We start from the raw sequence: 24741 nt of genomic DNA on the forward strand, positions 1-24741 counted from the left end.
ATGATTGATTACGTTTGGGTGGTGAAGGCGGGCGATAAGTATCTCGCCAACCGCATCCACCGAATGACTTGGACCTCAACGCTCATTCGAGCGATGACCTTCCTCACCGAGGACGCAGCCGAAAGAGCCGCGGAAGCGTGGGCAGGTGAAAAGAAACTCGTACAATTGAAGGAGATCGATTGACCACGTTGATCGTGGACGGCGACCTGTGGGCCTACCGCATCGCTGCCGCCACCGAGAAATCAACTGACTTTGGGGACGGCCAGTTCGTCCTTACCGCAGACGCGGAAGCTGGCAAATTCAATCTTGACGAACTGATCCAAGGCTGGAGCGACAAGCTCGATGCAGATCGGATCATTGTGGCAATCTCCGACGAGAGAAACTTCCGCAAGGAGGTCATGCCCACCTACAAGGCCAATCGTGCCAACGTTCGTCGCCCCATAATCCTCCACGAACTACTCGACCATATCCGTGCTGAATACGAGACGTTCATCCGTCCGGGGATCGAAGCCGATGACGTTATGGGCATCCTCCTGACGAACCCGAAGGTGATCCAAGGGGAGAAGATCGTAGTCACGATGGACAAGGACTTGCGCTCCGTTCCCGGCCTCCATTGGAACCCGGAGAAGGAAGATAAGCCGGTCCTCATCAAGCCAGCACAGGCGGACGCGCTGTTCTACGGACAAGTCCTCTCGGGGGACATCGTGGATGGCTACTCCGGCTGCCCCGGCATTGGTGTGAAGGGTGCGGCTGAACTCGTCGCCAACCCCATTCGCATGGTTCAGGAAGCTTACGAGGTCAAACGAGGCCCCGCAAAGGGAACCCTCAAGTCCCGATGGGTGAAGGAGCCGACCTCAAACATTTGGGAGTGCATCGTTACCCATTACGAGAAGGCCGGTTTGACTGAGGATGACGCCCTCCAGAACGCTCGTGTCGCCCGCATTCTGCGCCACGGGGAATACGACTACAAGAAGAAGGAACCGATCCTCTGGACGCCTCAATGATGTTCGGACGCAAGTGGGTGGCGGATCAACTTTCCACCCATCCGACCGGCTCTCGATACATTTGTCACCCACCAGTGACCGACACAGATGAGGACCATGTGGTCCTCGTTCCGAACATCGAAGTTGCAGCCATTAGGCTCGAACGTGATGGCTGGACCGTCAACCGCGACGATCCTGCGTATCAGTACGGCGAGAACAATGAGGTCGAGTTCATCACCGCCCGGAAGGGCCACCTCAATCTCATCATCTACGACGACCACCGGGGGTATTCCGCGTTCCTCGCGGCTACCGAAGTGGCTCAAATCCTCAACCTCACAGACAAGGAGCATCGCGTTGCACTTTTCAAAGCCGTTTGTGGCAACAGAGGTCGCCGCTAGTGGCTGAACAAATGCTGATTGGCCTCTACTCTCCGGCGCAGCAGTCCGGGAAATCGACCGTGGCCGGTTATCTCAATCGTGAATACGGTTTCGAGACGCGGGGCTTCGCACTCGCTCTCAAGCGGATGGTCATCGACCTTATGAACTCCGCTGGCCTGACCCCGGAGCAGATTGGCCACTACATGGACATCGGCAAGGAAGATCCGATCCCCGAATTGGGCGACAAGAGTTTCCGCTACCTGTGCCAAACGCAGGGAACCGAATGGGGCCGAACGCTGATCGACAAGGACCTGTGGGTCAAGATCGTCGTCAACAACCCGCAGCGCCCGGACCTCCTCGTCATTGATGACGTTCGCTTCCCCAATGAGTTCGATGCCATCCGCAACGCTGGTGGTCAGGTTTGGCGGGTTGTCCGCCCCGGAGTAATCCCCACCTCGGATCACCCGAGCGAGGGTCTTCTGGAGGGCTTCGACTTCGACGCTACGATCACCAACGGCGGCACCATCGCTGACCTCGAACGGGCTACGGAAGTGGCCCTCAAGTTCGGCGTTTGATTAACACCCTAGTCAAGGACGTCGCCGCTCTTGAGCAATTCCCATAAGGGGCCACCACCGTTGGACCGCACGACTATCGATTGGTTGGACCGGGCATATCCCGAAAGGAGCCCTGATCCAGCCGATAGTGAGCGGGAAGTTTGGATGAAGGCAGGAGAGCGGCGGCTTGTCCGCCACCTCCTCAACCTCATCACGAAACAAGAAAGCGAAGAAACCTAATGTGTGCATTCGGAGGGGGCTCTAAGTCCTCCCAACCCGTGAAGAACATCGTCGCACAGCCCACGCCTCTCCCGGAGAAGGCACCAGAGCCAGTCGAGATCAAGAAAGACAAGGAACCACGGCAGAACAAGCGCCGGAACCCGCTCCGCATCGAGCTCGCTCAACAGGCAGCAGCCTCGGCTAACACGGGTGTCAACGTCTGATCTGAATGGCCGGATCAGCGAAGACGCGGTACGACGCCTTAGAGGCTGACCGCAGACCCTATCTGGACCGTGGCCGTCAGTGCGCCAAACTCACCATCCCGTCGCTCCTCCCTGATGATGGGGCGAACGGGTCAACCACATTCACAACCCCTGAACAGTCCCTCGGGGCTCGCGGCGTCAACAACGTCTCGGCAAAGCTCCTAATGGCGCTGTTCCCGCCGAACGCCCCTTACCTGAAAATGGAAGTGGACGCGCTTACGGCGCAGGAAATGACGCAGCAGGAAGGGCTCAAGGACGAGATCGATCGTGCCTTCGGCCAGTTCGTACGCCGCATCATGTCCGACTTCGAGGCTCGTGCCCTGCGTGCCGACCTCTACGAAGTGTTCAGGCTCCTCGTCACGACCGGCAATGCCACCCTGTACGTCCCCGAAGAAGGGCGCGGACGGGTCTATCGCATGGACAAGTACGTCTGCCTACGCGACCCCTCTGGTACGCTCCTCGAATGGGTCTCCAAAGAAGCTGTGGCCCGCGCCTCGCTCCCCGAAGACATCCGCTCGAAGCTCCCCGAACCGTCCGCGAGCGAGACACCAGCGTCCTCTAACGGCATCCAGACGGAAGCCTCGAAGGACACAGTTGACCTCTACACCCACGTTCTCCTGAACGAAGAAGGCGTCTACATCGTCTATCAGGAAGTGGAAGGTGAGATCATCCCCGACACGGAGGGTGAATACCTTGCCGATGACCTCCCGTTCCTCGTCCTGCGCTACAACAAGGTAGATGGAGAGAACTACGGACGTGGCCTGATCGAGGAATACTTGGGCGACCTGGCTCACCTCGAAAGCCTCTCTCAATCGATCCGAGAGTTCGTCGCAATATCTTCCCGCGTGATCCCGTTGGTGAACCCAAATGGTGTGGCCACGGCGAAGGACCTTGTGAAGGCGAAGAACGGCGAACCGATCTTGGGCAATGAGGGGGACATCCGTTTCCTCCAGATCGAGCGATACAACGACTTCCGCGTTGCCAAGGAAATGATTGACGAACTGTCTAATCGCCTTGCCTTCGCCTTCCTCATGAACACCGCCATTCAGCGCCCCGGCGAACGAGTGACGGCAGAGGAAATCCGTTACATGGCCCGCGAACTGGAAGACACCCTTGGTGGCACTTATTCGGTGCAGTCGGTTGACCTCCAGCTTCCCCTCGCGAAGGTCCAGATCAAGAACCTTGAACGGGCCGGATCGCTGCCCGAGCTTCCGAAGCAGGTTGCAACACCGAAGGTCGTCACCGGCATGGACGCGCTTGGTCGCGGAAATGACCTGTCGAACCTGATGCAGTTCCTCGAACTGATTTCACCGACGCCAGCCGCTCAGCGCCTCAAGTGGGACCAGATCGCCACGCGCGTAGCCAACGGCCTCAACGTCGAGACCGAAGGACTTGTCCTCACCGAGGAGGAGTTCGCGGCTCAACAGCAGCAAGCGATGATGATGCAGATGATGGACCGCCTCGGACCTAATGCGGTGAACCAGCTTGGCGGTCTCGCGCAAACACAACTTCAAGCACAAACACAGGAGCCTCAATAATGGCCGAGAAGAACACCAGCCGGGTCAATACCGGCACACGAACAAAGGCGCAGGACGCCGAAGCCCTCAAAGCCCTCAAGACCTCCGCAGAGAGTGAGGGCGGCAAAACCGTAGTTGAGGAGAACGGAGCAACGTTCATCGTTGAGAAGAACTCCTTCGGAATGACCATCAAGACAAGGATCGCTTAATGACCGAAATCGTAATCACCTCTCCGACCGGCCCCGATGCTCCCGTTGAAACCTCGGGCGTGACCCGACCGGATAACGTGCCGGAGAAGTTCTGGAACGCCGAGAAGGGCGAAGTGAATACCGAAGCTCTGCTCGCCTCTTACACCGCCCTTGAGACGAAGGTTGGTGCCCCGAAGGCGGACCAGAGTGTAACGGAAGGTGGCGACGAGGGTGTCACGGAAGGTGACGACACGACCTCTGAGGAGGACGAAGCCGCCGAGAAGATCGCCAACGAAGCTGGCGTGGACGTGGAAGCCATCGAAGCCGCTTGGCTGGAGAGCCGAACGATCCCCGACAGCGAGCTTGAGAAGCTGGCAAAGGTCGGCGTCACGAAGGAAATGGCTGAGGAGTTCATTGCCTACCGCGAAGCTCAGGCGGAACGTCTCCGTGAAGAACTGACCAGCACTGTCGGCGGCGAGGAAGCCGTCAACAAGATGGTCGAGTGGGCGGGCAAGAACTACACGGTCGAGAAGGCCGAAGCGTTCAACAAGGCCGTCAACTCGAAGGACAAGGGCCAGATCGAAATGGCCCTCAAGGCTCTCCAGAAGGACTACGAGAAGGCCAATGGACGTGTCCCCAAGCTCGTCAAGCCCACCTCAGGTGCTGCCTCTAAGGGCGGCGTCTATCAGAGCCTTGCGCAGCTTCACGCTGACCAGCGCGATCCGCGCTATGCGTCAGACCCGGCGTTCCGTCAGTCTGTGATCGACAAGCTCGCTCGCTCCAACATCTAACACCTACTCAAAAGGACAAGTTTGGCCTCCGGTTCACGCCGGGGGCCTTTTTGCGTTATGCGCCCAATCAACGAAATCATCATCCATTGCTCGGCAACCCCGGAAGGGAAGCATTTCACCGTCGAAGACATCCGCTCATGGCACAAGGCACAGGGCTGGAGTGACATCGGCTACCATTTCGTCGTTTACCTCGACGGCTCTGTCCACGCCGGTCGCCCGGTCGAGAAGGTCGGTGCCCACGTTTCGGGCCGAAATACCGGCACGATTGGCATCTGCTACATCGGCGGCGTAGCGAAGGACGGAAAGACACCCAAGGACACCCGCACTCCTGCGCAGAAGGAAGCTCTCCTCAAGCTCTGTACAGACCTGATCGGGAAATACACCCTAGTTAAGAAAGTATCTGGTCACAATCAGTACGCCAAGAAAGCTTGCCCGTCCTTCGACGTTCGCAAAGACCCGCTCGGCCAACTGGTATGAGCCAGAAGCACTCCAAGCGGCGAACCTCCAAGTTCTTTCTGTTGGTCAACACAGCACTCGCTTGGGGCCTCGCTTACTACTCGCTCTACACCGAACAAGGCAGCGCCGCAGTGGCCTCCGCTCTGGCCCTCGTTGGTTCCCTCTACGGGGCTTACGTGGGGATCGGACACATGGACTACCGCCGTTTCCTCCATTTCTTCAACTCACCGGAAGGACCTAATGATCTGGCTTCTTAAGAACTGGAAACTGGTCGCATTCGGTGTCGTTGTCCTCGCCCTCGTGGTGACAGGCGTCAAGCTCTATCGGGCTGGCGCATCGAACGCCACGCTCGCCTTTGAACTCGATGCCTCGCGGAAAGCCAATGAGCTTCTTTGGGACAAGATCAAGAACAGAGACGAAGCTGCGAAGGCTCACGTCGAGCGCACGATTGCTGACGCTCAGAAAATCACCGAACTGAACCAAAGGATCACAAGCCTCAATGATTACGTGGACACGCTCCAAGATCGTGATCGGGAGTGCCTTAGTGGCCCTGATGTTGAGCGGCTGCGCGACCTCTGGAACAACTCCGGTTCCGGTACAGGCACCTCTGCCTCCGCTCCCCGCTGACCTCAAGGTCTGCTTCGACAACACCGTTTCGGCTCCCAAACAGGGACCGCTCACGAAAGGCAAGGTCATCGAATTGATCGCCTCGCTCAAGAAATCAGAAGCCGAGAAGACGGCATGTGGCAAACGCCTCATAGCCTTCTACGAAAGTCTTCTGCTTTAGCCCCAACGGGCAAACACTAGCTTCGCCCGCCTGAACTCTCCGCGATCATTGCTGTAAGCATAAACAGCAGAGGCAGAGACGTCAGCGGGCGTTGTGTTCGGCCTCGGTCTCGCCAAGTCCAAGCCGGGCACACCCACGTCGCGGGTTACGTCACAGATTAGCATCACGCTCCTGCCGTTGATGTTGAAAGTGCAATTCTCAACTGTGGTGTCCATGGGAATCCTCCTTTGAATTGCACGAGTATATTACACGGCGCAGATTCCCGCACGTTAATACTTCGCTATCAACAGCGAATTTCCCTGTGAAGATGGAAATAGTCGCACTGTCCACTCGACGGTGACTTAAGTCCCATCAAGAAAAGCAAACAAGAACCGTGACCCACCGCTGGTTCCCCGAGGGGAGCCCCGAGTGGATAATCTTGTGTTCCTGCGTGTCGTTCTTGGACGGACCTTTTCCCTCCATCAACAAACACAGGAAAACCTAAATGACTGACGTAAATGTCTCCCGCACCGGCCAGATTCTACTCGCTGGCGACGTCGATGCCCTGAACCTCAAGATTTGGTCGGGCGAGGTGCTGAATGCCTTCAACGCTGCTTGCGTCTATCAGGACAAGCAGATCGTTCGCCAGATTAGCTCTGGCAAGTCCGCACAGTTCCCGGCAACCGGCAAGATCACTGCCGCGTACCATACGCCCGGTACGATGCTGACGGGTACTCCGATTGCCCATAACGAGCGCGTAATCACGATTGACGACCTGCTCGTGTCGAACGTCTACATCGCTGACATTGACGAGGCCAAGAACCACTACGATGTCCGCTCCGAGTACACCAAGCAGCTTGGCGAAGCTCTGGCAAAGACCTACGACATGAACGTTGCCCGTAACGTGGTCCTCGCGGCCCGTACTGGTGCCCTTATCACCGGCGAGCCGGGCGGTACTGTTATCAACGCTGGCGTCAATGTTCGCACCGATGGCACCCTCATCAAGAACGCACTGTTCTCCTCGGCGCAGAAGCTGGATGAGAATAACGCGCACGAAGGCGACCGCTACGCGATGGTCCGTCCCGCGACCTTCTACGCCGCCGCAGCCAACACCGATCTGGTGAACAAGGATTGGGGTGGTCGTGGTTCTATCGCGGACGGCAAGATCGAATCCCTCGCAGGTATCCTGATCGTGAAGTCCAACCACGTTCCGCAGACGGACGACAGCGCCCTCGCTGAACTCCCGACGAAGTACCGTGGAGACTTCTCCGATACCGCGTTCACTGTTCACCAGCGAGCCGCTGTTGGTACGGTCAAGCTGATGGACCTGTCCATGCAGTCGAAGTACCTCGAAACCCATCAGGCCACGCTGCTCGTCGCACGTCAGGCCGTTGGCCACGGCGTCCTTCGCTCGGATTGCGCCATCGAAATCGCTGCACTTGCAGCCTAACCACAACTACCGGGGCTCCTTTTGGGGCCTCGGTTATTTTTTGCGTTTGGAGAACTGAATGGAAACTCTCGGTTCCTCTAGCGAGGTTCAGGCCGTCAGCGAGCTTCTAGCCGCGATTGGCGAGGACCCGGTAGAAAACCTCGAAGACCTGCCGCCGTCTGGCAACACCGCTCTTGTCACCCTGCGTGGCACCTCTCGGGACCTCCAAGAGGAAGGCCACTGGTTCAACTCTGAGGACGATTACGTCATCGAGCCGAACGAGGAGGGCGAGATCATCATCCCCGAAAGCATATTGAGCATTGATAGCCCCGATCTGGACGTGATCCAGCGAGGAAGGAAGCTCTACAATCGGGAAACCAAAACCTTCACCTTCGATAGCGCGCTGACGTGTTCGGTCATCCTCCAACTGGAGTGGGACGAACTGCCGTCTGTCGCCCGTCGATACATCACTGCTCTGGCTATCGAGAGGTTCGTTGACGGGTTCCCCGGAGCGACCGCAGTGACCGAAGCGCGGAACCGGAACCTCCTCCGGGCCAAGGTGGCCTTCGACAAGGCTGAACTGCGCAACGGCGACTACAACCTCCTCGACAACGAGAGCATCCAGCAGAAGAACAGGAGAGGATAATTTGCGAGCCGAAGGTGGCTCTCCCAACCTCATCAACGGCGTAAGCCGCCAGCCCACCGAGGTTCGGCTTACGTCGCAGCTTGAAGACAGCGTGAACCAGTTTCCAACGGTCACGAGAGGTCTTGTTCCACGGAACCCCGCTATCCTCAAAGGGGTCATCAATTCCACAAACCCTGAAAACTCCACGACGCACCTCATCGACCGCGACGACGCCGAGCAATATGTCGTGACAGTCAGCCCTAACGGTGTTGAGGTCACGGACCTCGCCGGCAATCGGAAGACAGTCAACGCACCGGGAGGATACGGCTACCTTGCCGGGGCTGGACCGGGCGACCTACAGGCGCTCACCGTCGCGGACCACACGTTCATCCTGAACAAGAGGAAGGTGGTCCAAAACTCCGCAGAACTCACTCCGGCTTTCCCGAGGGACGGTCTAATCCATATCGTCCAAGGCGATTACCACAACGAGTACACGATCCTCATCGATGGGTGGCAAGCTGCAAGGTATAACACCGAGGGCGGCCCTTATGACAACGAGGTCAGCGCCCGATCAGCCGAAAGAGGGGCACGGCCTTCTGTCATTGCCAGTTTCCTAGCTACGGGCAACCCACCGAGCGGACAGGTCACCCTTCCGGGGTCCTCTCAGGCTCACCTAGTAGGCTCTCTTGGGACCACGTATTGGAACATTCAGGTCCTAGACAACGTGATCTACCTAAGGAACCTCACAGGTGCCAACTTCTCTCTTGACGTGAAGGCTGGCGGCGAGACGAGAGCCCGAGCCCATAAGGATGTGTCGTCGGACTTCTCGGAGCTTCCGAGGAAGGCACCGCATGGGTTTTCCATCAAGATTTCGGGCTCTGAGGACACGAATTACGACGACTACTATGTTCGCTTCGACCATCCGGGAGGTTCAGCACAGGGCCGCTGGAAGGAGACCGTAGCGCCGAGCATCCCATACAGGCTCGACGCTTCAACTATGCCTCATATTCTGGTGCGGGAGGCCAACGGTACATTCACCTTCAAGCCCGCCACCTGGGCGAACCGGGAAGTGGGCGATCTGGAGACCAATCCGTGGCCCTCATTCGTCGGACATTCGATTGATGGTATGATCTTCTTCAAGAACCGCGTGGGCTTCTTCTCGGGCGAGGCTTGTGCCCTGTCCAGACACGAGGATTTCTTCAACTTCTTCATCGAGAGCATCCTTACTCCGCTGGACACAGACCCGATTGATGTAGCGATTTCCTACCCCGAGGTCTCCGACATCCGCCATGCGGTTCCTTTCTCGGGCGAGACGATCCTGTTCACTCAGTCGGTTCCGTTCAGGCTTGCCTCCAATGGCGACCTATTCACCCCGACCAGTGTCAGTATCGAGCCCGTGCTGTCCAATCGGACATCGGCAAAGGTCCGACCAGTGGTCGCCGGGGACAAGCTTTATTTTGTGAATGACGTGCCCTCGGGATGCTTCGTCCATGAAATGACCTACGACCAAGACGTAGGGGTGAAAGCCGCCCCCACCATTACGGATCACGTCGCCGGTTACATTCCCACAGGGATTACGCTCATGGAGGCCGATGAGGATATGAAAATCCTCGCACTGGTCTCCGAGAACGAACCCCGTTCGATCTATACCTATAAGTGGCTCTGGATCGGACAGGAGAAGGCACAAGCAGCGTGGCAGAAGTGGACCGTAGCGGACCCGATCATCGGTATGAAGTTCTTCGGAGAGGAGTTGGTGGTAGTCACGAACCGGACGACCAGCCGCGAAATCCTATCAATCAACTGCCATGAGGCTTGGACGGACAGCCAGATTGTCCCCATCTACCTCGACCGCCGAGTGTCAATCACAGGCACTTATAACGCGACTACTGACCAGACCACCTACACCCTGCCATACGGGGCTACCGGGGCGAAGATCGTGAGCCGTGAAGCGGCCACCTATGGCTTCCAGCCCAACAGCCTGTCCTATAGCGGCAACACCGTTGTTGTTCCGGGCCAGTTCGCTTTGCAGGTCTACGCTGGCTTCGAGTTTGAGAGTTACGGGGTTCTGTCCAAGTTCCACTACCGAACGCAGAACAACCAAGGCGGATGGGGCAACGCTGTACCCGGAACGGTCCTGACGGTGGCGAACGTGACCCTTGACGTGGGCGATACGGTTTTCCTCGATGTGGACCTGATCCGCGACTACCGGAAGCCCTTCACCTACAGACTGTCGGCGGCGCTGACGGGGACCAAGACCGGCAAGGTGGGCTCGCTCATCATCGGTAAGATCAAGAAGGCCCTGTCGATCCTGTCGAAGGCAGACGACTTCCGACTCAAGTTCAAGAACCGGGGACCCTATCCGTACACCGTCCTGTCTTACAGGTGGACCGGGGACGCGACCCCGATTTCCTACTAACCAGAAAGGAACCTAATGACCCCACACGGAATCGTGACGCGGGCCACATTCGCTGATGCTTACGAGCTCGACGCGAAGCTCCGTCCCGAGGACCGCAAGGAAGTCGAGGACATCACCGGGAAACCGGCAATCCGAAACTTCCTTATGGGGGTTGTCATAGGGGAACCATGCCTCACCTTGAGGGACCCGGAAGGGGAACTCTTGGGCATTCTTGGCGTGGTGCCAGTCGGCGTCTCCGGAGGCTCAATCGCGCTCTCGGGGACCGCACTCCTTGAGCAGCGACGGACGTGTTTCCTCCGGGGGACTATCGATGTCCTCGCTGAACTGGATCGCTCCTACGACACCCTGTTCAACGTTTGTGACGCCCGCAACCCTGTCCACCATCGGTGGCTCAAATGGGCGGGATTTAACTTCATCAGAAAGATCGACCGATTTGGCGCGAAAGGCGTCCCGGTCATAGAGTTCGCAAGGATCAGGCAGATTGTGTGACATCATCACCATCGCCTCGATTGGTCTCGGGATCGCCCAAAGCGCAATGCAATACAACGCAGCGCAGGACCAGTACGAGCAGCAGATGGAGGTTCAGCGACAGAACGCGATCAACGCTTCTAAGGCCGCAGAGAACCAGTACAGCAACATCGCCATTCGCTCCCAACAGGAGGACATGGCGCGAAACCAACAGCAGATGGAAGCAAACATCGAAGCCGCTAGGGCTGCGTCTACCGTTGAGGTGGCAGCAGCGGAAGGCGGCGTGGCCGGTCTCTCCGTCGATGCTGTTCTCCGGGATATCTATGCGCAGCAAGGCCGCAACGAGGCGGCGCTTGATGTCAATGCGCGGATGAACCGGGATTACCTCGCCGGGGAAATGAAGGCGGCGGAAGCCGGTGGTCAGAACCAGATCAACTCTGTTCCGATCCCCGAGAAGCCAACCTTTGCTCCCTATCTACTCAACGCATTCGGCACCGGCCTGAACGCATATAGCAACTACAAGAAGCGGACTGGTTAATGGCAGGACTATTTGGAACTAAGGCTCAGGTCGCGCCTCTTAAGCAGACCCCAATTCAACCGGCGGGCATCCCCGGTTCCACGTTCGTCAGACCAGTACAGCAGGAGGTGGGCGGTAACGCCCGCCGCCTCGCGGAAGCTCTCGGGGGACTGAACACGGCCCTTCAAGGCTTCGCAGCAGTGCAACAGGCCGAGGCCGAGGACCCGAACTCAAGGGCCAACAAGGAGCAGGTAGCGCGGCTCCAACAGATGAACCGGGAGCAGCTTGCGGCAGAGATCGCCAGTGGCTCCCTAGACGGTCAACGAGTACAGCGGGACGCCGCGGAACTACTGCTTGCCGAACGGGCGAACGATGACCTTCGCACCCGTTGGGCCGAGTTTTACAACACCGAGTTCGACCGCTCCACCGGAGACGCCAAGGCCGAGTTCGAACGCATTCGCGGAGAGATTGCGCAGGGTCTCCCTTCGGAAGTCTCTCGCGGCCACCTCTACAAGCTCTCGGCTGATTTCGGTCGGACGTGGCTGGAGAAGGACGCAGAGGAGAAGATCGCCAACGTCAAGAGCGAAATCGCAACCACTGTCGTCGGCTCCTTCCGGGCCACGATTGATGACGCTATTGGCATCCACGGCAAATCCGCAGCAGATGCCGCTAAGATGGTCTTCGAGAAGTCTGCCGCCAATCGGGTATTCCTTGGGATGTCCGGTACGGAGCAGAATGACACGATCTTCGCGATTGCCGAGGAATACGCCCTAAAAGGCCGTGCGGACATCGCTCGTGAACTACTTGCATCCGACCGAGTGGGCGCTGATGGGAAGAAAGTCCCGTCTCTCATGTCCACCCGTGAGTACGGAACCAAAGCCCTCCGACTGATCGAACAAGCTGAAAACAAAGCTGAGCAGGACTATCTCGACAAGGACCTGAACTCGCGCCTCGGGATCGAGGAGAAGGTGCGCAACGGTGAGTTCACGCAGAAGGACGCCGACGCTCTCAAAGGTCAGGTTCCTGATAGCTACCTTACCCGTCAGGTCCTCCAGAGTGAGGAGAACCGGGCTCGCATCTTCACCAAGGCGGGAACCGAGCGGGACAAGGCCGAGCTTCGCCGTTACTCGAAGGAACAAGAGAACGAGGTCTACGCACAGGCTGCAACCGTCCTCGACAGAATGGGCGGAACGACCCGGCTCCGCGACAAGGAAGTTCCAAATGCGACCGGAGAAGGCACCCGGACTATCACAGTCAAGATGCAAATTGACGCTGATATTGCGCGCCGTGAGGCAGCATGGGATGCTGAGGTCGAGCAGCTTAAGGCTGGAGGTATGGATGAAACGCAAGCGGTCGCCACAGTGGATGCGAAGCGGCTCGATTGGTACGCCGGTCAGCGTATCAAGAACGAGACTTGGGACAACCTATTGAACGGCTTCGCCGGTCGTGCGGCGGCTGACACTGCGATACAGGGTGGGGATACCGCCAAATACCTCGTCCAGAATGCCGAACTGTACCGCCGCCTCAAGGCAGGGAACTCATCCTACCTCCGCACCTTCCTGACCGACAAAGACAGCTTGGCGATGCTCGATCACTACGACCGACTAGTCACGAGGAACCGTATGCCCCCGGAAGAAGCGCTTCGGTCTGCCGCAGGGTGGAACTCGAAGAAGCCGTGGGAACGTGTCACTGATCGGGGACTTTCGGCCAAGGATGAGGCCGACTTGGTTGATGACCTGATCGATGATCTGGAACTCGACAGCCGCTCATCCGACCGGGAGTATATTACCAGCGAAGTGCGGTGGATGGCCGAGAATGAAAACATGACCCTCGATGCGATCAAGGAGGAGCTGCCCAAGCGGCTCAACGATAGCACCGTAGTTATCAACGGCGTTCTGGTCCCCGATCACCGCGACCTTCCTGATGACTTCCCTCCGCTCATGGAGCAAGTTCTGGCCGACATGAGGCCAATGATGCTCCAGCGGGGTCGCACTGATGAGAACAACGAACAGGACCTTTACGTCCGCCCGGTGTCTGGCCAGTCGAAATGGGAAGTGGTCTCCAAGCGTTGGGGCGGTACAGGCTTCTTCATCCTCCCGAAGGACCTCGCGGTCGTTCGCGACAAGAAGGTTCGTGAACAGGATGAGATCGCCACCAAACTCCGTGAGGCCAAGGCGGAAGAACGTCAGAAGGCTATGGCCGACTATCAGGCTTCTATCGAGGCTGAACGACAGAATGTCCTCAAATGGGAGCAACGGGCGCAGAAGCGACCCACGCGGATGAACAAGTGGATCGCAGAAAACCTCCGCGAGAACCTGAACGAGCGCGTCATCAATGATCTCACCGTCACAGAGAGAGCCGAGAAGCAGAAGGCGGAAGCCGAGAAAGCTATGGGCGATGCTCGCGCTAGGGGGCAGAAGATGGATCGTGCGGTCTCGGATTTCCTTCGTTCACTGATCCCCTCGGTGAAAGTCGGGGACCGAACTTTGGTCCAGTAATAACCCCCTAGTTAAGGAAGCAACTTCGGCCTCGTCCTCGTGACGGGGCCTTTTTATTTGGAGAATTGCATGGACAACCGTTTGGCATCTGCCATCGTCCGGGAAGCCGAACGGATCGGCGCAAACCCCGCAGACCTCGCTACCGTCATGTCCTACGAGACGGGTGGCACGTTCGACCCTTGGAAGCAGGGGCCGACAACAAAGTGGGGGCAACATATCGGCCTGATCCAGATGGGTCAGCCGCAACGAGAGAAATACAACTATTACAAGGGTATGCCGATTGAAGACGCCGTTCGTGTCTCGGCAGATTACCTTGTGGATGCAGGTTTCAAGCCCGGAATGGGTCTCCTCGAAATGTACTCGGCCATCAACGCCGGGGGTATCGGGGAGCAGTATTATGGCCGTAGTGACGCCGGGGCTGGCGGCGCTCCGGGAACAGTCCGGGACAAAGTCCAATACCAGATGGGCTCCCATAAGCAGAAGGCAGTCGCCCTGCTGAACGGCGAGTTCACTCCCACCGAGACGACCTATTACACGTCAGCCGATACTCGTGGTCCCGAAATCCAGACCACCGCGAATGATGTCGTCATGGCCCCGCAGCCGAAGACTTATGTGGAGCAGAACGCCAACCCGGAGCCCGAGCCGTATTCCTTCCTTGAAGGCGTCGGCGCGAACTATGAGAGCTTCGGCATCACGTCGCACCTCACAAGGTGGATGGGGGAGAGCGGGACAGACCCGTACTTCACTATTGGAGATGAGCGCGGCACGCACCTCACCAAGCAATACCCTTCGCAATACCACGACTTCCTCCTTTCCTCGGGTTCGGAGTTCAATCTTCGAAGCCGTGAGCAGTGGGTTCGGGAGGACTTGGTTCGTCAAGCCCGTATGGGCGTCTCCGGCACCGCAGCGAATATCTCGCAGGGCTTGGTGGCGGGAGCCATTGATCCCGTCTCCGTGGCGGTAGGTGTCGGTACGGGTGGTATGGGCGGCGCAGCCTTGGGCGTTGGTCGCGTAGGTCGTGCGCTTTATGGTGCCGTCTCTGGTGCAGCGGTCAACGCCGCTCTGGACTTCGCTTCCGGCGAGGTGACAGACAACCCCTATGCCGATCCGGTTACGGCCGGAACGTTCGGTGCCGTGTTCGGTGCCTTCGGTGGAGCCCTCGCGGCGAACCGTGGTTCATCGTTCGAGGCACACGCGGCCTACGATACAGCGGCCAGTGTTCGGCGCGGCATCAAGCCCCCGGACGTGGCCCCGGAAGGCGGCTCGATCCAGTTATCCGGCTCGGGAGGCGCAGCGCGTAACCCCGAAATGAGGGACAGCCTGATTGGACTTGATCGCGGTCTGTCCATCGAAATGTCCGACGAGAGTGTGCCGAAAGGCTTCGGCGGGTGGTTCCGAAAGGGCGACGTGACGGGTCAGATGACCACGGCAAAGAATCCGTTCACCCGCCTGATCGGCGCTCACTTCTTCGAGGAGACTGCTGGTTTCACCGATCACAGCGTTGTGCCGGACAGCGTAAACTCCCGCTTCACAGCGGCTCACCGGAAGGCCGAGGGCAACTTCAACGCCTCGTATCTCCCGGCCAAGAACGCCTTCATCAAAGAGGCGGGGCTTTCCCGGCTGAACCTAACAGGACAGGCCAAGCTCGAACGAGACTTCAACCGCATGGTTGCGGACTATATTTGGGACCCGGCTCCGTCACCGGATTCAAACCCCCATGTGGTCAAAGCCGCTGGAGCGTTCCGCAAATCTATGGCCGACTTCGCTCGGGATATGGAGGAAGCGGGTCTCTGGAAGGGCGGACCTGACGCCAATTACGTCCCGCTCGTCGCGGACCATAACGTGATCGCGCATGTGGACCAGATGGTTCACCACGAGGTCATGGAGAAGTTCTTCAAGGACGCCATCAAAGACCACGGTGGCGCTCGGATTTCCGATGACCTGGCCGCCCGCATGGCGAAGGGATATTGGGCCAACATCCGAAAGGCTGGCTACGGGATCGAGGACGCCATGTCCAAGTCTCTCCATCTGGAGGACAGGGACGGGTTCAAGAAGGCGTTTCAAGAGGCGCTAGAAGATCAGGCGAACCTCACGAACAAAGAACTTGATGAGGTTTTCGACATCCTCTCTGGCCTCATGGACACGGCGAAGAAGACGGAGGGCGATTCCTCGAAAGGCGTTGGCTACCTAAAGCGCCGTACGCTCATGAACCATAGCTATAAGGCTACGATCCAAACCCGTGACGGGAAGCTGATCGAGCTTCGCCCGCGTGACCTGTTCGAGCAGGACGCCGAGCTTCTGTTCCGGCGATACTCTCGCTCAATGTCGGGCAGAATTGCCTTCGCCAAGACGAAGATTTTCAACCCGGAGACGGGAGAACTGATCGTAGATGGCATCCGCTCCACTAGCGACCTCGACAAGCTCAAGCAGTCCCTCAAGGAAAGCTACCGGCTTATGCCGGGGAACCTTGCGGACAAGGAGGGCGAACTCAAGAACGCGCTGGAGAACATCGACTTCGGATGGGCTAAGATCAACGGCATCCCTGTCTACGGCTCGGAGAAGGCTCACGCGCAGTGGGCTCGTCGGGTCAAGTCGATGCAGTTCATCCGGCTAATGTCGAACATGGGCCTCAATCAGGTTCAGGAAACGTGGAAGATCGTCTCCCTGACGGGGTTCCGTGCGGCCATGTCGCAAATCCCCGCCATTCGGGAAATGAACCGTGCGGTCTCCACCGGCAAGCTCGGGAAGGACAAGCTCCTCAACGAACTGTCCGACATGACCGGCATCGGAATGGACAACCTCTGGAACCGCTACGACCTGCGTCTGGACGATGATCGTCTCGGTGCGCAGACGGGCGGGCGGCTCACTCAGGTTGTTGATAACGTCCTCGATGCGGGGCAGCGGCTCACAGCCAACGTCTCCTTCATGCGGCAAATCCACGACTACCAACAGCGTTGGGCGATGAAGGCCATCACGCAGCAGATCGCGGATATGGCTCGAAAGACGCGGAACGCTGACGGCTCCTTTGACTATTCCAAGCTCAAGCCACGAGACAGGGACCGAATGGCCTCTATCGGGCTCGGGGAGGATGATGCGAAGAAGCTGTTCAAGGACCTCATCGACCACTCGGAGTTCGACGGGAACAAGATCGTCGGTGTCAACACGATGAAGTGGGACCCGTCAAATGTCTCAAAGTACCGCGTGTTCCTCAATCGGTACACCGACCGGCTCGTGCAGCAGAACGACTTCGGGGCTTTGTCCAAATGGATGAGCAACCCGGTCGCCTCGATGTTCATCCAATTCCGTTCGTTCGTGTTTGGAGCTTGGGCAAAGTCCACTCTCTGGACCCTAAACCACGGCGCCTTCACCGATCCTAAGATGATGGTCCTCCTCCTCGGGGAACTTGCTGCTGGCACGGCCACCTTCGCGGTGCGCCAGTCGGGGACGGCGATCACGGAGGATGGATGGGAAAAGTATTGGGAGGAGACGATGCAGCCCGCAAACCTGCTCAAGAACGGCTTTGCCCGTACGGCGACCGCTTCGGTGGTTCCGATGTTCCTCGATACGATCCTAATGTCTACTCCTCTCGGTCCACAGTTCGGTCAAGCCCGCGCCTCTGGCTCGGCCACCGACGCTTGGCTCGGATCTCCGGTAGCTGACCAAATCGACAGCGCGATGCAGTTCTCTCGTGGAGCCATGCGTTCGGTTTGGGAGGGCGAGGACATGACACAGCAGCAGATCAAGGCGGGCATTCGGGCGTTTGCGCCGCTCGGCAATTGGGTTCCCTTCACGGCGGCGCTCGGTGCGCTGATCGAGGATCGTCCCGAACGATAACCAACTGGCCTCACCTTAAGGTGGGGCCGCTATTTGAAAGGAAAGAATGACCATTCCATCCGTCGAGTACCCCGGTAACGGCTCGACAAGACAGTTTGACGTGACCTTCCCTTATCTCCGAAAGGAGCATGTGGTGGTCTACGTAGGTGGCGATCCAGTCACATTCACTTGGATCAACAACTCCCGCGTACAGACGAGTGTGGCTCCTGCCGCTGGCACGACAGTCACTGTTCGGCGCGAAACTCCCGAAGTTCCAATCCATACCATTCAGGGGAACAAGCCTCTCCCGGCAGAGACTTACAACGATGTCCTGATCCAAGCCATATACTACGCTCAGGAGCGTCCCGGTCTTCCCGGCCTCGCGGGTCCTACCGGCCCGCAGGGTGTTCAAGGTCCGCAGGGTCCGGCAGGGCCGCAAGGTATCCAAGGTCCGGTTGGTCCAGTAGGCCCGCAGGGTCCGCAGGGCGTCAAGGGGGAGAAGGGTGACACTGGCTCTCAGGGTCCAGTAGGTCCGCAGGGCATTCAGGGCTTACGAGGTCTCACAGGCGCGCAGGGTCCGCAGGGCGTTCAAGGGCCGATTGGTAACGTGGGTCCGCAGGGTCCAGTTGGACCGAAGGGAGACCGTGGCGAACAGGGCCTCAAGGGCGACAAGGGCGATCCCGGCAAAGATGGGCGATCCTTCACGGTTAATGCCGTGGGTCTTTTCGCAGACCGTTCTCTCTACGACAGCGAGCCCGCGAGTTTCGCCTTCCTTGCCACGGACGTGGGCCAGTTATTCATCCGTATGGGTGCCTCTGGTTGGTCCGATCCGATCCCGTTCGGCAAGGGTGATAAGGGTGACAAAGGCGACAAGGGCGATACCGGCGATGTAGGTCCAGAGGGTCCGCAGGGTGAGCAAGGTCCTCAGGGACCCGAAGGTCCGCAGGGCGTTCAGGGTATTCAGGGTCCTAAGGGGGATCAGGGAGAAGTAGGACCAAAGGGTGAGCAAGGCGATCCCGGTCCCACCGGTCCCGCAGGTCCGACCGACTGGAACCTCCTGACGAACAAGCCCTCATCCTTCCCGCCAACGGCCCACAATCATAACGCCGACTACTACACCAAGGCGGAAATCGATCAGATGCTCGCGGCCTACGCGCCGAAGGCTAATCCGTCCTTCACTGGAACCATCACTGGCGTGAACCTTGACCTCTCTGGCTGGATCACGGCACAGGGCAATATTCAGGCGTACACCTAATGGCGCTACCGTCTAGTGGCTCCCTTGGGGCCAATCAAATCAACATCGAACTCGGGAGGTCCGCTTCGGCGGGCTTCTCGATGAACGGAGCGGCAGAGCGAGCCCTTGCGGGTAAGCCTTCCGGCTCAATCTCCTTCTCCGACTTCCACGGTAAGTCCTCCGAGATCGTCAAGACGATGGCGGCTGGCGGCTCGATCATCACCCTCGAAAGTCTATTCACGGCAGCAGAGTGGGCGAGCGATACGCAGAAGCGGATCATCCTCCCGGCAGGAGTCGAACGAGGCAACTCATCCACGCTCGCAGCAGCCGTTACCATCGGCCCGACCGCATGGGGCGGAAACCTGATCTTCGACGTTGCGGGCGTCATTTCCGGCAAAGGCGGCGCAGCCAATAGCGGCGTGGGAGGGGACGCCTTTCAGGCCAACCGCGTCGGCAACGCAAACCAGAAGCTCATCCTGAACCTCCAGTCGGGGGCCGTGCTTCGGGGCGGAGGAGGTGGCGGCGGTAAGGGCGGAACAGGCGGCGGCGGTTCGACTACGACCACCGTGCGTGAACCTTCCTCCGGCTGGTCACAGGGATACGCCGATGGCCGCTACTGGATGGCTCTAACGGTCGGAGGCATGGGCGGGGACACCACGGTTATGTGGGATGGTCAGGCCGTAGGATACGTTCCCCACGGCACCACCGTCGCGTCATTCGGTGGATATACCTACTATCGCGGACCACAGTTCGATGAATATGGCGATGACGGACCCGGATACTTCTATTTCTACCAGAGCTACCGAACCTCGACCGCATCGACCCCCACATCAGGAGGAGCTGGCGGCAACGGAGGCGCTGGAGAAGGCTACGGCCAAGCGCGGTCTGGAGGCTCCGCTGGCTCCGCAGGTGGTGCCAATGCCGGTACAGGCGGAACAGGCGGCGCTGGCGGGCTCTATGGGGCCACAGGCGGCACCGGGGCGACAGGCGCTAACGGTTCTTCGTCAACGGGCCAAGCGGGCTCCGCAGGGGGCGCAGCGGGCTACGGCTTGCTCGGCTCCGCAAACATAACTCTCACCAACAATGGCTCGATCCTCGGGAGGACCGGATGATCGGACCAGCAACACAGCAAGGAAACTCACTCTTGGACAATGCCACGACTGCCGTTGCGGCCTCCGCAGTGGCAAGCCCTGTCTGGCTACCGTGGCTCCATACGGCTTCACAGGTAGCAGCGACCTTCGCTCCCATCCTCGGTGCCGTTTGGCTCGTCGTCCAGATTTGGGCGAAGATTTCCGAGGTTCGAGCTCGAAACAGAAAGGACTAGAATGACCGACAAGAAGGCCACACAGGACCTTCTGGAGCAGCTTCACGGGCTTATCGCAGCCGACATGCTCAAGCGCCTACAGTCGGGCGCATGTGAAGCCAAGGATTGGGCCGTTATCGTCAAGTTCCTCAAGGACAATGGCATCGACGGTCTCGCGAACGACAAAGATGGCGCGGCCAGCGCCTTTGCGGACCTCGTGAAGGCTGCACAAGCCAGCATCGGGAATATTCACCCCAATTAACCCCTCACAGCCCGCACAGGGCCATCACGTCCTCGGTAGGTTCGCCTATCGGGGACTGTTTTTTGCGTCCTGACGGGCTCCTCTGTCCGAAAGAGAGTCCATTACCAAGCAATCCCTACTCAACAATACGACCCTTGCCGGGGGTACTGCCGGCGATCCGCTTAAGGAGGACTTCAAGGTCTTCCTTTTCCTCATCTGGAAACACCTAAACCTCCCGGAGCCCACGCGGTCGCAGTATGTGATGGCCGAGTGGCTTCAAACGGGGCCTATTCGTCTCGTAATCGAAGCCTTCCGTGGCATCGGAAAGTCGTGGGTCACAGCGGCCTATGTGTGCTGGCTCCTGTACCGCGACCCGCAACTCAAGATCATGGTGGTGTCGGCGTCGAAGCTCCGCGCTGACGACTTCTCGACCTTCACACTGCGTCTGATCCACGAGGTTCCGTTCCTCAAGCACCTTATGCCTCGTGATGGCCAGCGTTCGTCCAAGATCGCTTTCGACGTAGGTCCCGCCCGTGCGGACCAGTCGCCCTCCGTCAAGTCTGTTGGTATCACCGGCCAGCTTACCGGCTCTCGTGCCGATGTGATTATTGCGGATGACATCGAGGTCACAAACAACTCCGCAACTCAGACCATGCGCGACAAGCTCAAGGAACTTACGAAGGAGTTTGCGGCTATCCTCAAGCCTCTGGATACCTCGAAGATCATCTACCTCGGCACCCCGCAGACGGAGCAGTCGATCTACAATTCGCTCCCCGAGCGTGGATACGAGATCAGGGTTATCCCGGCCAAATATCCCACAGCGGCTCAAAGAGCGCGATACGGCTCCCGCCTTGCGTCATACATCATCAAGGACCTCGAACGCGATCCGAGGCTCGTCGGTGGCCCCGTGTGCAGTCGTTTCAATACCGATACGCTGATAGACAAGATGGCAGAGTACGGACAGGCCGGTTTCGCTCTCCAGTTCATGCTCGATACGTCACTCGCTGACGCCGATCGCTACCCGCTCAAGCTCAAGGACATGATTGTCATGGACCTTGACCCTCAAAAGGCCCCGCTGGACCTCGCATGGGGCTCAGACAGCGGCCTCGCGCTTGATGACGTGCCGATGGTAGGCTTCGACGGGGACCGCTGCTACAGGCCATTTATGGTGGCAAAGGACGCATGGGCTCCGTACACGGGGGTTGTCATGGCCGTTGACCCCTCTGGACGTGGAGGAGACGAAACCACATGGGCCATTGTTGCGATCCTGAATGGTAGATTGTTCCTCTTGGACGCTGGTGGCGACACTCGCGGCTACGATGACGCTGTTCTGGAGCTTCTGGCGAACAAGGCCAAGACGTTCAATGTCAACGAAGTCATTGTCGAACCGAACTTTGGTGACGGCATGTTCAACAAGCTGCTGGCACCCGTGATGGCCCGCATTCATCCCTGCCGTATCACCGACAGTGAACGCTCGAAGGCACAGAAAGAGGCCCGTATCGTGGACACTCTGGAGCCTGTTTTGGCGCAGCACCGCTTGGTGGTTGATAAAGGACTGATCGAACGGGACTTCAACTCCACGAAGGAATATCTCCCGGAGCATCAGAATCGCTACCGGCTGTTCTACCAGTTGACCCGCATCACCCGCGAACGCGGCTCTCTCGTCAAAGACGACCGGGTAGACGCCCTGGCACTTGCCGTCCACTATTGGGTGGACGCTATGGCCCGCGATACTCAGAAAGCCGCTGAGCAAGCCCGTGAGGCCGCTCTGGAGGCTGCTCTACGTGAGTTCATGGATCATGTGATGGGTGGCTCACCCTCCCGCCCAAGCCTCATCCGTAGGCCCATCTAGCGGTTCCTGATGGGGAGGAGACGATGAAGTCCTCCCCTGACGGGGTATCTCTAATTACACCCTAGTTAAGGAAGGGGGTCCCCTATGTGTATATATAAGTGTATATGGGGACCCACTTACGTGGTGTCTGATCGGTGTAGATACCTGCCTTGATACGTGGTGTCTGATCCACGAGATTACAGTGGACACCCTCTACCTCGTCCCCCAACTCCATTACACCTAATCCCACCCCTCTCTCGTCCTTCGGCCTCGCGAGGGGTCAGTCTAAATTTGCCCCAAAAATCCGAGGCATCGACCTCGACAGGTGACGCCGCGCAGCACCCCCCGTGGCCTCGCGCACCCACGCGCATCACCCGCGCTTTCCATACCGTCTGGCACACCTATGGACACACTTCCAATCTAACATATTGATTTCATTAGTGACGCAAAGGATAGCGTATCTCTAGCGCCACCAATCGGGCCACAATCGGCCACCAAACGCACCACGCACGGGCCACCAATGGGGCAACAGGCGTTATGTTATTACGTGTCTTTGTCCCTATCTGTTGAACGATCCCGTCAGCGCACCAATCGGCCACCGTCCGGGCCACCATCGCGCACCAATCGGCACCATGCCCCACGGCAGACAAATCATCCCTGTTTCGAAACTAAATTCGGATAATCAGGCCACTACAGGGCACTAAAATCGGGCACAATCGGCACCAATCAACCCACAATGGGAACAATTTCTTTCGTTTCTATTCAATGACTTAGCCTAAATTCGCAAAAAGATATCATTTTTCCGCTTGCAATCGTCCCGGTAATGGGACTAAACATTGGCCATCGAACGACGCAACGGGCCACCGGCCAGCGGGGTTCTCGGGGTCACAAACGGGACCGGGGCGGAGTTCAGGAAATGCCAGAGCGGGGCTAGGCCCGCCAGACTGCCACAACAGGCCGCAAGGCTTACGTGGGTTCTTTGACAATCGAATATGGATTTCCACCAGAGCGGGGCGCGAAAGTTGCGACCAACGGGCGGGGGAAGCGGAGAGGAAAGCGGTTCCTAAAGGGACACGGAAGGCCAGCCTAGCGGCGGTCGGAAGGTTCACGGAAGGCGCACCAATAGCGCACCACGAAACGGGTCTTAAGACGGTGCCTTGGGGTAATCTTCCCATTATAGGGAGGAGTGATGGTGGACCGGACAAGCAAACCGTGTCCGGGAGCGGGAAAGGGAGACTGAGTACCAGCGATGACGAATAACGGAAAGCAATCATTCTGCTGAGTGGTCCCGAGCAAGGGACCGCTTGGCACCCATGAGGGGCCACGAACGGGGGCCTTTGATGAGTGTCAAGCAAGTGGGGTTCTCACATGACAATCCATGCCAAATTCTGGAAAGAGCGATATCAGCCGGGCATTGTAAGCCTTGGATCGATGCTCCGTTCCGTCCGTGATAGCAACCGCCAGCGGTGCTACAAATGGGAATGGAAAGACCTTCGACCGATCCAGAAGAAGCTCGGATATGACGAGGCGCGGGGTTATGCACGTCTCTGCGCCAAGATCGCAATTCGCCGGATGCGTGAAACCGGGTTGATAAAATCTGACGAGGTGGCGGACGAGGTTCGCGCCTCCTTCAAGGCCGCGTTCACAAAGGAACGGCTGAAACGATGCGATGGCAGCGCCCACGGCGTCTACTTCGCGGAGTGGGGCTGGACGGACGTTATAATCGCTCATGAGGTGGCGCATTGGGCCGACCAATGGGCACACCGCCTTTCGGGTAATCTCGCCTTCGGGCGTGTCGATTATGAGGCCCACGGTCCACTCTGGCGGGGCTGGTTTGTCCACATTCTCGCCCATGCGGGGCTCCGGTCGATGGTCGGGCTCCTTGATCCAATCAATGCAACGCGGCGGATGATGACGGAGAGCCTAGATAGCGCTCGTCTGTATTACGTTCTGCCATAATCAACCCACTATAGGGAGTATTTAGCGATGAAAGAATTTGTAGTTCAGAAGATCAACGATGCTCGCGGCAATTGGGAGGATGAAGTCTCGTCCTTCGCAAAGGTGGAGGCAATCAAGATGCTCCGTGAAGCTCGGCGGGAGCATGGCGACTACAACGTCCGCATGATTACGCGACGGACGGTCCACTAATGACCGAGGCCGCACAAGGGCTCTTTGTCCTCCTCATCATCGGCCAGTTCAGCCTGACACTGTTGGGCGCGGTCTGGCTCTCCCGAACCATGCCGAAGGAGTAA

The 24741-nt window shown here is 58.4% G+C and carries 22 protein-coding genes and 1 pseudogene; all 23 read left to right on the top strand.

The window, feature by feature from the left end; genetic code table 11:
- The 23 genes and pseudogenes from V6R85_RS02435 to V6R85_RS02540 all read left to right on the top strand — a co-directional run bounded on the left by V6R85_RS02435 (nt 1) and on the right by V6R85_RS02540 (nt 24637).
- Nucleotides 1–183 carry a hypothetical protein gene (locus V6R85_RS02435; protein ID WP_155682182.1) on the top strand — a complete coding sequence of 61 codons (183 nt, stop codon included), beginning with the start codon at nt 1–3 and terminating at the stop codon, nt 181–183.
- A complete protein-coding gene (locus V6R85_RS02440) occupies nt 180–1004 on the top strand; it encodes a hypothetical protein (protein ID WP_051634345.1) in 825 nt (274 codons plus the stop codon). Before V6R85_RS02435 ends, V6R85_RS02440 begins: the two co-directional genes overlap by 4 nt.
- On the top strand, nt 1001–1381 hold the full coding sequence (locus tag V6R85_RS02445; RefSeq protein WP_336377008.1) for a hypothetical protein: 381 nt from the start codon (nt 1001–1003) through the stop codon (nt 1379–1381). Before V6R85_RS02440 ends, V6R85_RS02445 begins: the two co-directional genes overlap by 4 nt.
- An 11-nt stretch (nt 1382–1392) precedes the next feature.
- Nucleotides 1393–1935, top strand: coding sequence for a deoxynucleotide monophosphate kinase family protein (locus tag V6R85_RS02450; RefSeq protein ID WP_035207748.1), 543 nt, complete (start codon nt 1393–1395; stop codon nt 1933–1935).
- Between the two features lie 427 nt (nt 1936–2362).
- Complete coding sequence (locus V6R85_RS02455) at nt 2363–3934, top strand: portal protein (protein ID WP_051634350.1); 1572 nt, start codon at nt 2363–2365, stop codon at nt 3932–3934.
- A complete protein-coding gene (locus V6R85_RS02460; RefSeq protein WP_035207752.1) occupies nt 3934–4122 on the top strand; it encodes a hypothetical protein in 189 nt (62 codons plus the stop codon). Before V6R85_RS02455 ends, V6R85_RS02460 begins: the two co-directional genes overlap by 1 nt.
- Entirely contained in the window at nt 4122–4892 is a 771-nt protein-coding gene (locus V6R85_RS02465; protein ID WP_035207758.1) for a capsid assembly protein, read from the top strand. Before V6R85_RS02460 ends, V6R85_RS02465 begins: the two co-directional genes overlap by 1 nt.
- A gap of 57 nt (nt 4893–4949) precedes the next feature.
- Nucleotides 4950–5369 (top strand): N-acetylmuramoyl-L-alanine amidase, encoded by a 420-nt coding sequence (locus tag V6R85_RS02470; RefSeq protein WP_035207759.1) that lies wholly within the window; start codon nt 4950–4952, stop codon nt 5367–5369.
- 219 nt (nt 5370–5588) lie between these two features.
- Nucleotides 5589–5975, top strand: coding sequence for a hypothetical protein (locus V6R85_RS02475; RefSeq protein ID WP_035207762.1), 387 nt, complete (start codon nt 5589–5591; stop codon nt 5973–5975).
- A 644-nt stretch (nt 5976–6619) separates the two neighbouring features.
- A complete protein-coding gene (locus tag V6R85_RS02480) occupies nt 6620–7564 on the top strand; it encodes a phage capsid protein (RefSeq protein WP_035207766.1) in 945 nt (314 codons plus the stop codon).
- Nucleotides 7565–7622: 58 nt separating this feature from the next.
- Entirely contained in the window at nt 7623–8189 is a 567-nt protein-coding gene (locus V6R85_RS02485) for a hypothetical protein (protein ID WP_112636877.1), read from the top strand.
- Between the two features lies 1 nt (nt 8190).
- On the top strand, nt 8191–10584 hold the full coding sequence (locus tag V6R85_RS02490) for a phage nozzle protein (RefSeq protein ID WP_336377009.1): 2394 nt from the start codon (nt 8191–8193) through the stop codon (nt 10582–10584).
- A gap of 15 nt (nt 10585–10599) precedes the next feature.
- Nucleotides 10600–11073 (top strand): hypothetical protein, encoded by a 474-nt coding sequence (locus V6R85_RS02495; protein WP_051634352.1) that lies wholly within the window; start codon nt 10600–10602, stop codon nt 11071–11073.
- Nucleotides 11066–11590: a virion core protein, T7 gp14 family gene (locus V6R85_RS02500; RefSeq protein WP_035207772.1), complete on the top strand. Its 525-nt coding sequence runs from the start codon at nt 11066–11068 to the stop codon at nt 11588–11590. The genes V6R85_RS02495 and V6R85_RS02500 overlap by 8 nt, the downstream gene beginning before the upstream one ends.
- Nucleotides 11590–14067 (top strand): hypothetical protein, encoded by a 2478-nt coding sequence (locus V6R85_RS02505; protein WP_336377010.1) that lies wholly within the window; start codon nt 11590–11592, stop codon nt 14065–14067. Before V6R85_RS02500 ends, V6R85_RS02505 begins: the two co-directional genes overlap by 1 nt.
- A gap of 69 nt (nt 14068–14136) precedes the next feature.
- Complete coding sequence (locus V6R85_RS02510; protein ID WP_336377011.1) at nt 14137–17901, top strand: hypothetical protein; 3765 nt, start codon at nt 14137–14139, stop codon at nt 17899–17901.
- A gap of 46 nt (nt 17902–17947) precedes the next feature.
- A pseudogene (locus V6R85_RS26045) lies at nt 17948–18229 on the top strand (phage tail fiber domain-containing protein); the annotation flags it as partial.
- Between the two features lie 258 nt (nt 18230–18487).
- Nucleotides 18488–19135: a hypothetical protein gene (locus tag V6R85_RS02515; protein ID WP_336377012.1), complete on the top strand. Its 648-nt coding sequence runs from the start codon at nt 18488–18490 to the stop codon at nt 19133–19135.
- Between the two features lie 80 nt (nt 19136–19215).
- Nucleotides 19216–20226, top strand: coding sequence for a hypothetical protein (locus V6R85_RS02520; protein ID WP_155682151.1), 1011 nt, complete (start codon nt 19216–19218; stop codon nt 20224–20226).
- Nucleotides 20227–20439: 213 nt separating this feature from the next.
- Nucleotides 20440–20679 (top strand): hypothetical protein, encoded by a 240-nt coding sequence (locus V6R85_RS02525; RefSeq protein ID WP_035207778.1) that lies wholly within the window; start codon nt 20440–20442, stop codon nt 20677–20679.
- 100 nt (nt 20680–20779) lie between these two features.
- Nucleotides 20780–22510: a phage terminase large subunit gene (gene terL, locus V6R85_RS02530; protein WP_051634358.1), complete on the top strand. Its 1731-nt coding sequence runs from the start codon at nt 20780–20782 to the stop codon at nt 22508–22510.
- Nucleotides 22511–23857: 1347 nt separating this feature from the next.
- Entirely contained in the window at nt 23858–24448 is a 591-nt protein-coding gene (locus V6R85_RS02535; RefSeq protein ID WP_336377013.1) for a hypothetical protein, read from the top strand.
- Between the two features lie 27 nt (nt 24449–24475).
- Complete coding sequence (locus V6R85_RS02540) at nt 24476–24637, top strand: hypothetical protein (protein ID WP_155682152.1); 162 nt, start codon at nt 24476–24478, stop codon at nt 24635–24637.
- Nucleotides 24638–24741: the final 104 nt, after the last annotated feature.

This window comes from Agrobacterium sp. CCNWLW32 (assembly GCF_037083425.1).
In the GTDB taxonomy this organism is placed as follows: Bacteria; Pseudomonadota; Alphaproteobacteria; order Rhizobiales; family Rhizobiaceae; genus Agrobacterium; species Agrobacterium radiobacter.

Excerpts from the sequence above, each read along its gene's own strand:
- V6R85_RS02435 (WP_155682182.1), top strand. The coding sequence starts at position 1 with ATGATTGATTACGTTTGGGTGGTGAAGGCGGGCGATAAGTATCTCGCC.
- V6R85_RS02445 (WP_336377008.1), top strand. The coding sequence starts at position 1,001 with ATGATGTTCGGACGCAAGTGGGTGGCGGATCAACTTTCCACCCATCCG.
- V6R85_RS02450 (WP_035207748.1), top strand. The coding sequence starts at position 1,393 with ATGCTGATTGGCCTCTACTCTCCGGCGCAGCAGTCCGGGAAATCGACC.
- V6R85_RS02455 (WP_051634350.1), top strand. The coding sequence starts at position 2,363 with ATGGCCGGATCAGCGAAGACGCGGTACGACGCCTTAGAGGCTGACCGC.
- V6R85_RS02460 (WP_035207752.1), top strand. The coding sequence starts at position 3,934 with ATGGCCGAGAAGAACACCAGCCGGGTCAATACCGGCACACGAACAAAG.
- V6R85_RS02465 (WP_035207758.1), top strand. The coding sequence starts at position 4,122 with ATGACCGAAATCGTAATCACCTCTCCGACCGGCCCCGATGCTCCCGTT.
- V6R85_RS02470 (WP_035207759.1), top strand. The coding sequence starts at position 4,950 with ATGCGCCCAATCAACGAAATCATCATCCATTGCTCGGCAACCCCGGAA.
- V6R85_RS02475 (WP_035207762.1), top strand. The coding sequence starts at position 5,589 with ATGATCTGGCTTCTTAAGAACTGGAAACTGGTCGCATTCGGTGTCGTT.
- V6R85_RS02480 (WP_035207766.1), top strand. The coding sequence starts at position 6,620 with ATGACTGACGTAAATGTCTCCCGCACCGGCCAGATTCTACTCGCTGGC.
- V6R85_RS02485 (WP_112636877.1), top strand. The coding sequence starts at position 7,623 with ATGGAAACTCTCGGTTCCTCTAGCGAGGTTCAGGCCGTCAGCGAGCTT.
- V6R85_RS02495 (WP_051634352.1), top strand. The coding sequence starts at position 10,600 with ATGACCCCACACGGAATCGTGACGCGGGCCACATTCGCTGATGCTTAC.
- V6R85_RS02505 (WP_336377010.1), top strand. The coding sequence starts at position 11,590 with ATGGCAGGACTATTTGGAACTAAGGCTCAGGTCGCGCCTCTTAAGCAG.
- V6R85_RS02510 (WP_336377011.1), top strand. The coding sequence starts at position 14,137 with ATGGACAACCGTTTGGCATCTGCCATCGTCCGGGAAGCCGAACGGATC.
- V6R85_RS02520 (WP_155682151.1), top strand. The coding sequence starts at position 19,216 with ATGAACGGAGCGGCAGAGCGAGCCCTTGCGGGTAAGCCTTCCGGCTCA.
- V6R85_RS02525 (WP_035207778.1), top strand. The coding sequence starts at position 20,440 with ATGACCGACAAGAAGGCCACACAGGACCTTCTGGAGCAGCTTCACGGG.
- V6R85_RS02535 (WP_336377013.1), top strand. The coding sequence starts at position 23,858 with ATGACAATCCATGCCAAATTCTGGAAAGAGCGATATCAGCCGGGCATT.
- V6R85_RS02540 (WP_155682152.1), top strand. The coding sequence starts at position 24,476 with ATGAAAGAATTTGTAGTTCAGAAGATCAACGATGCTCGCGGCAATTGG.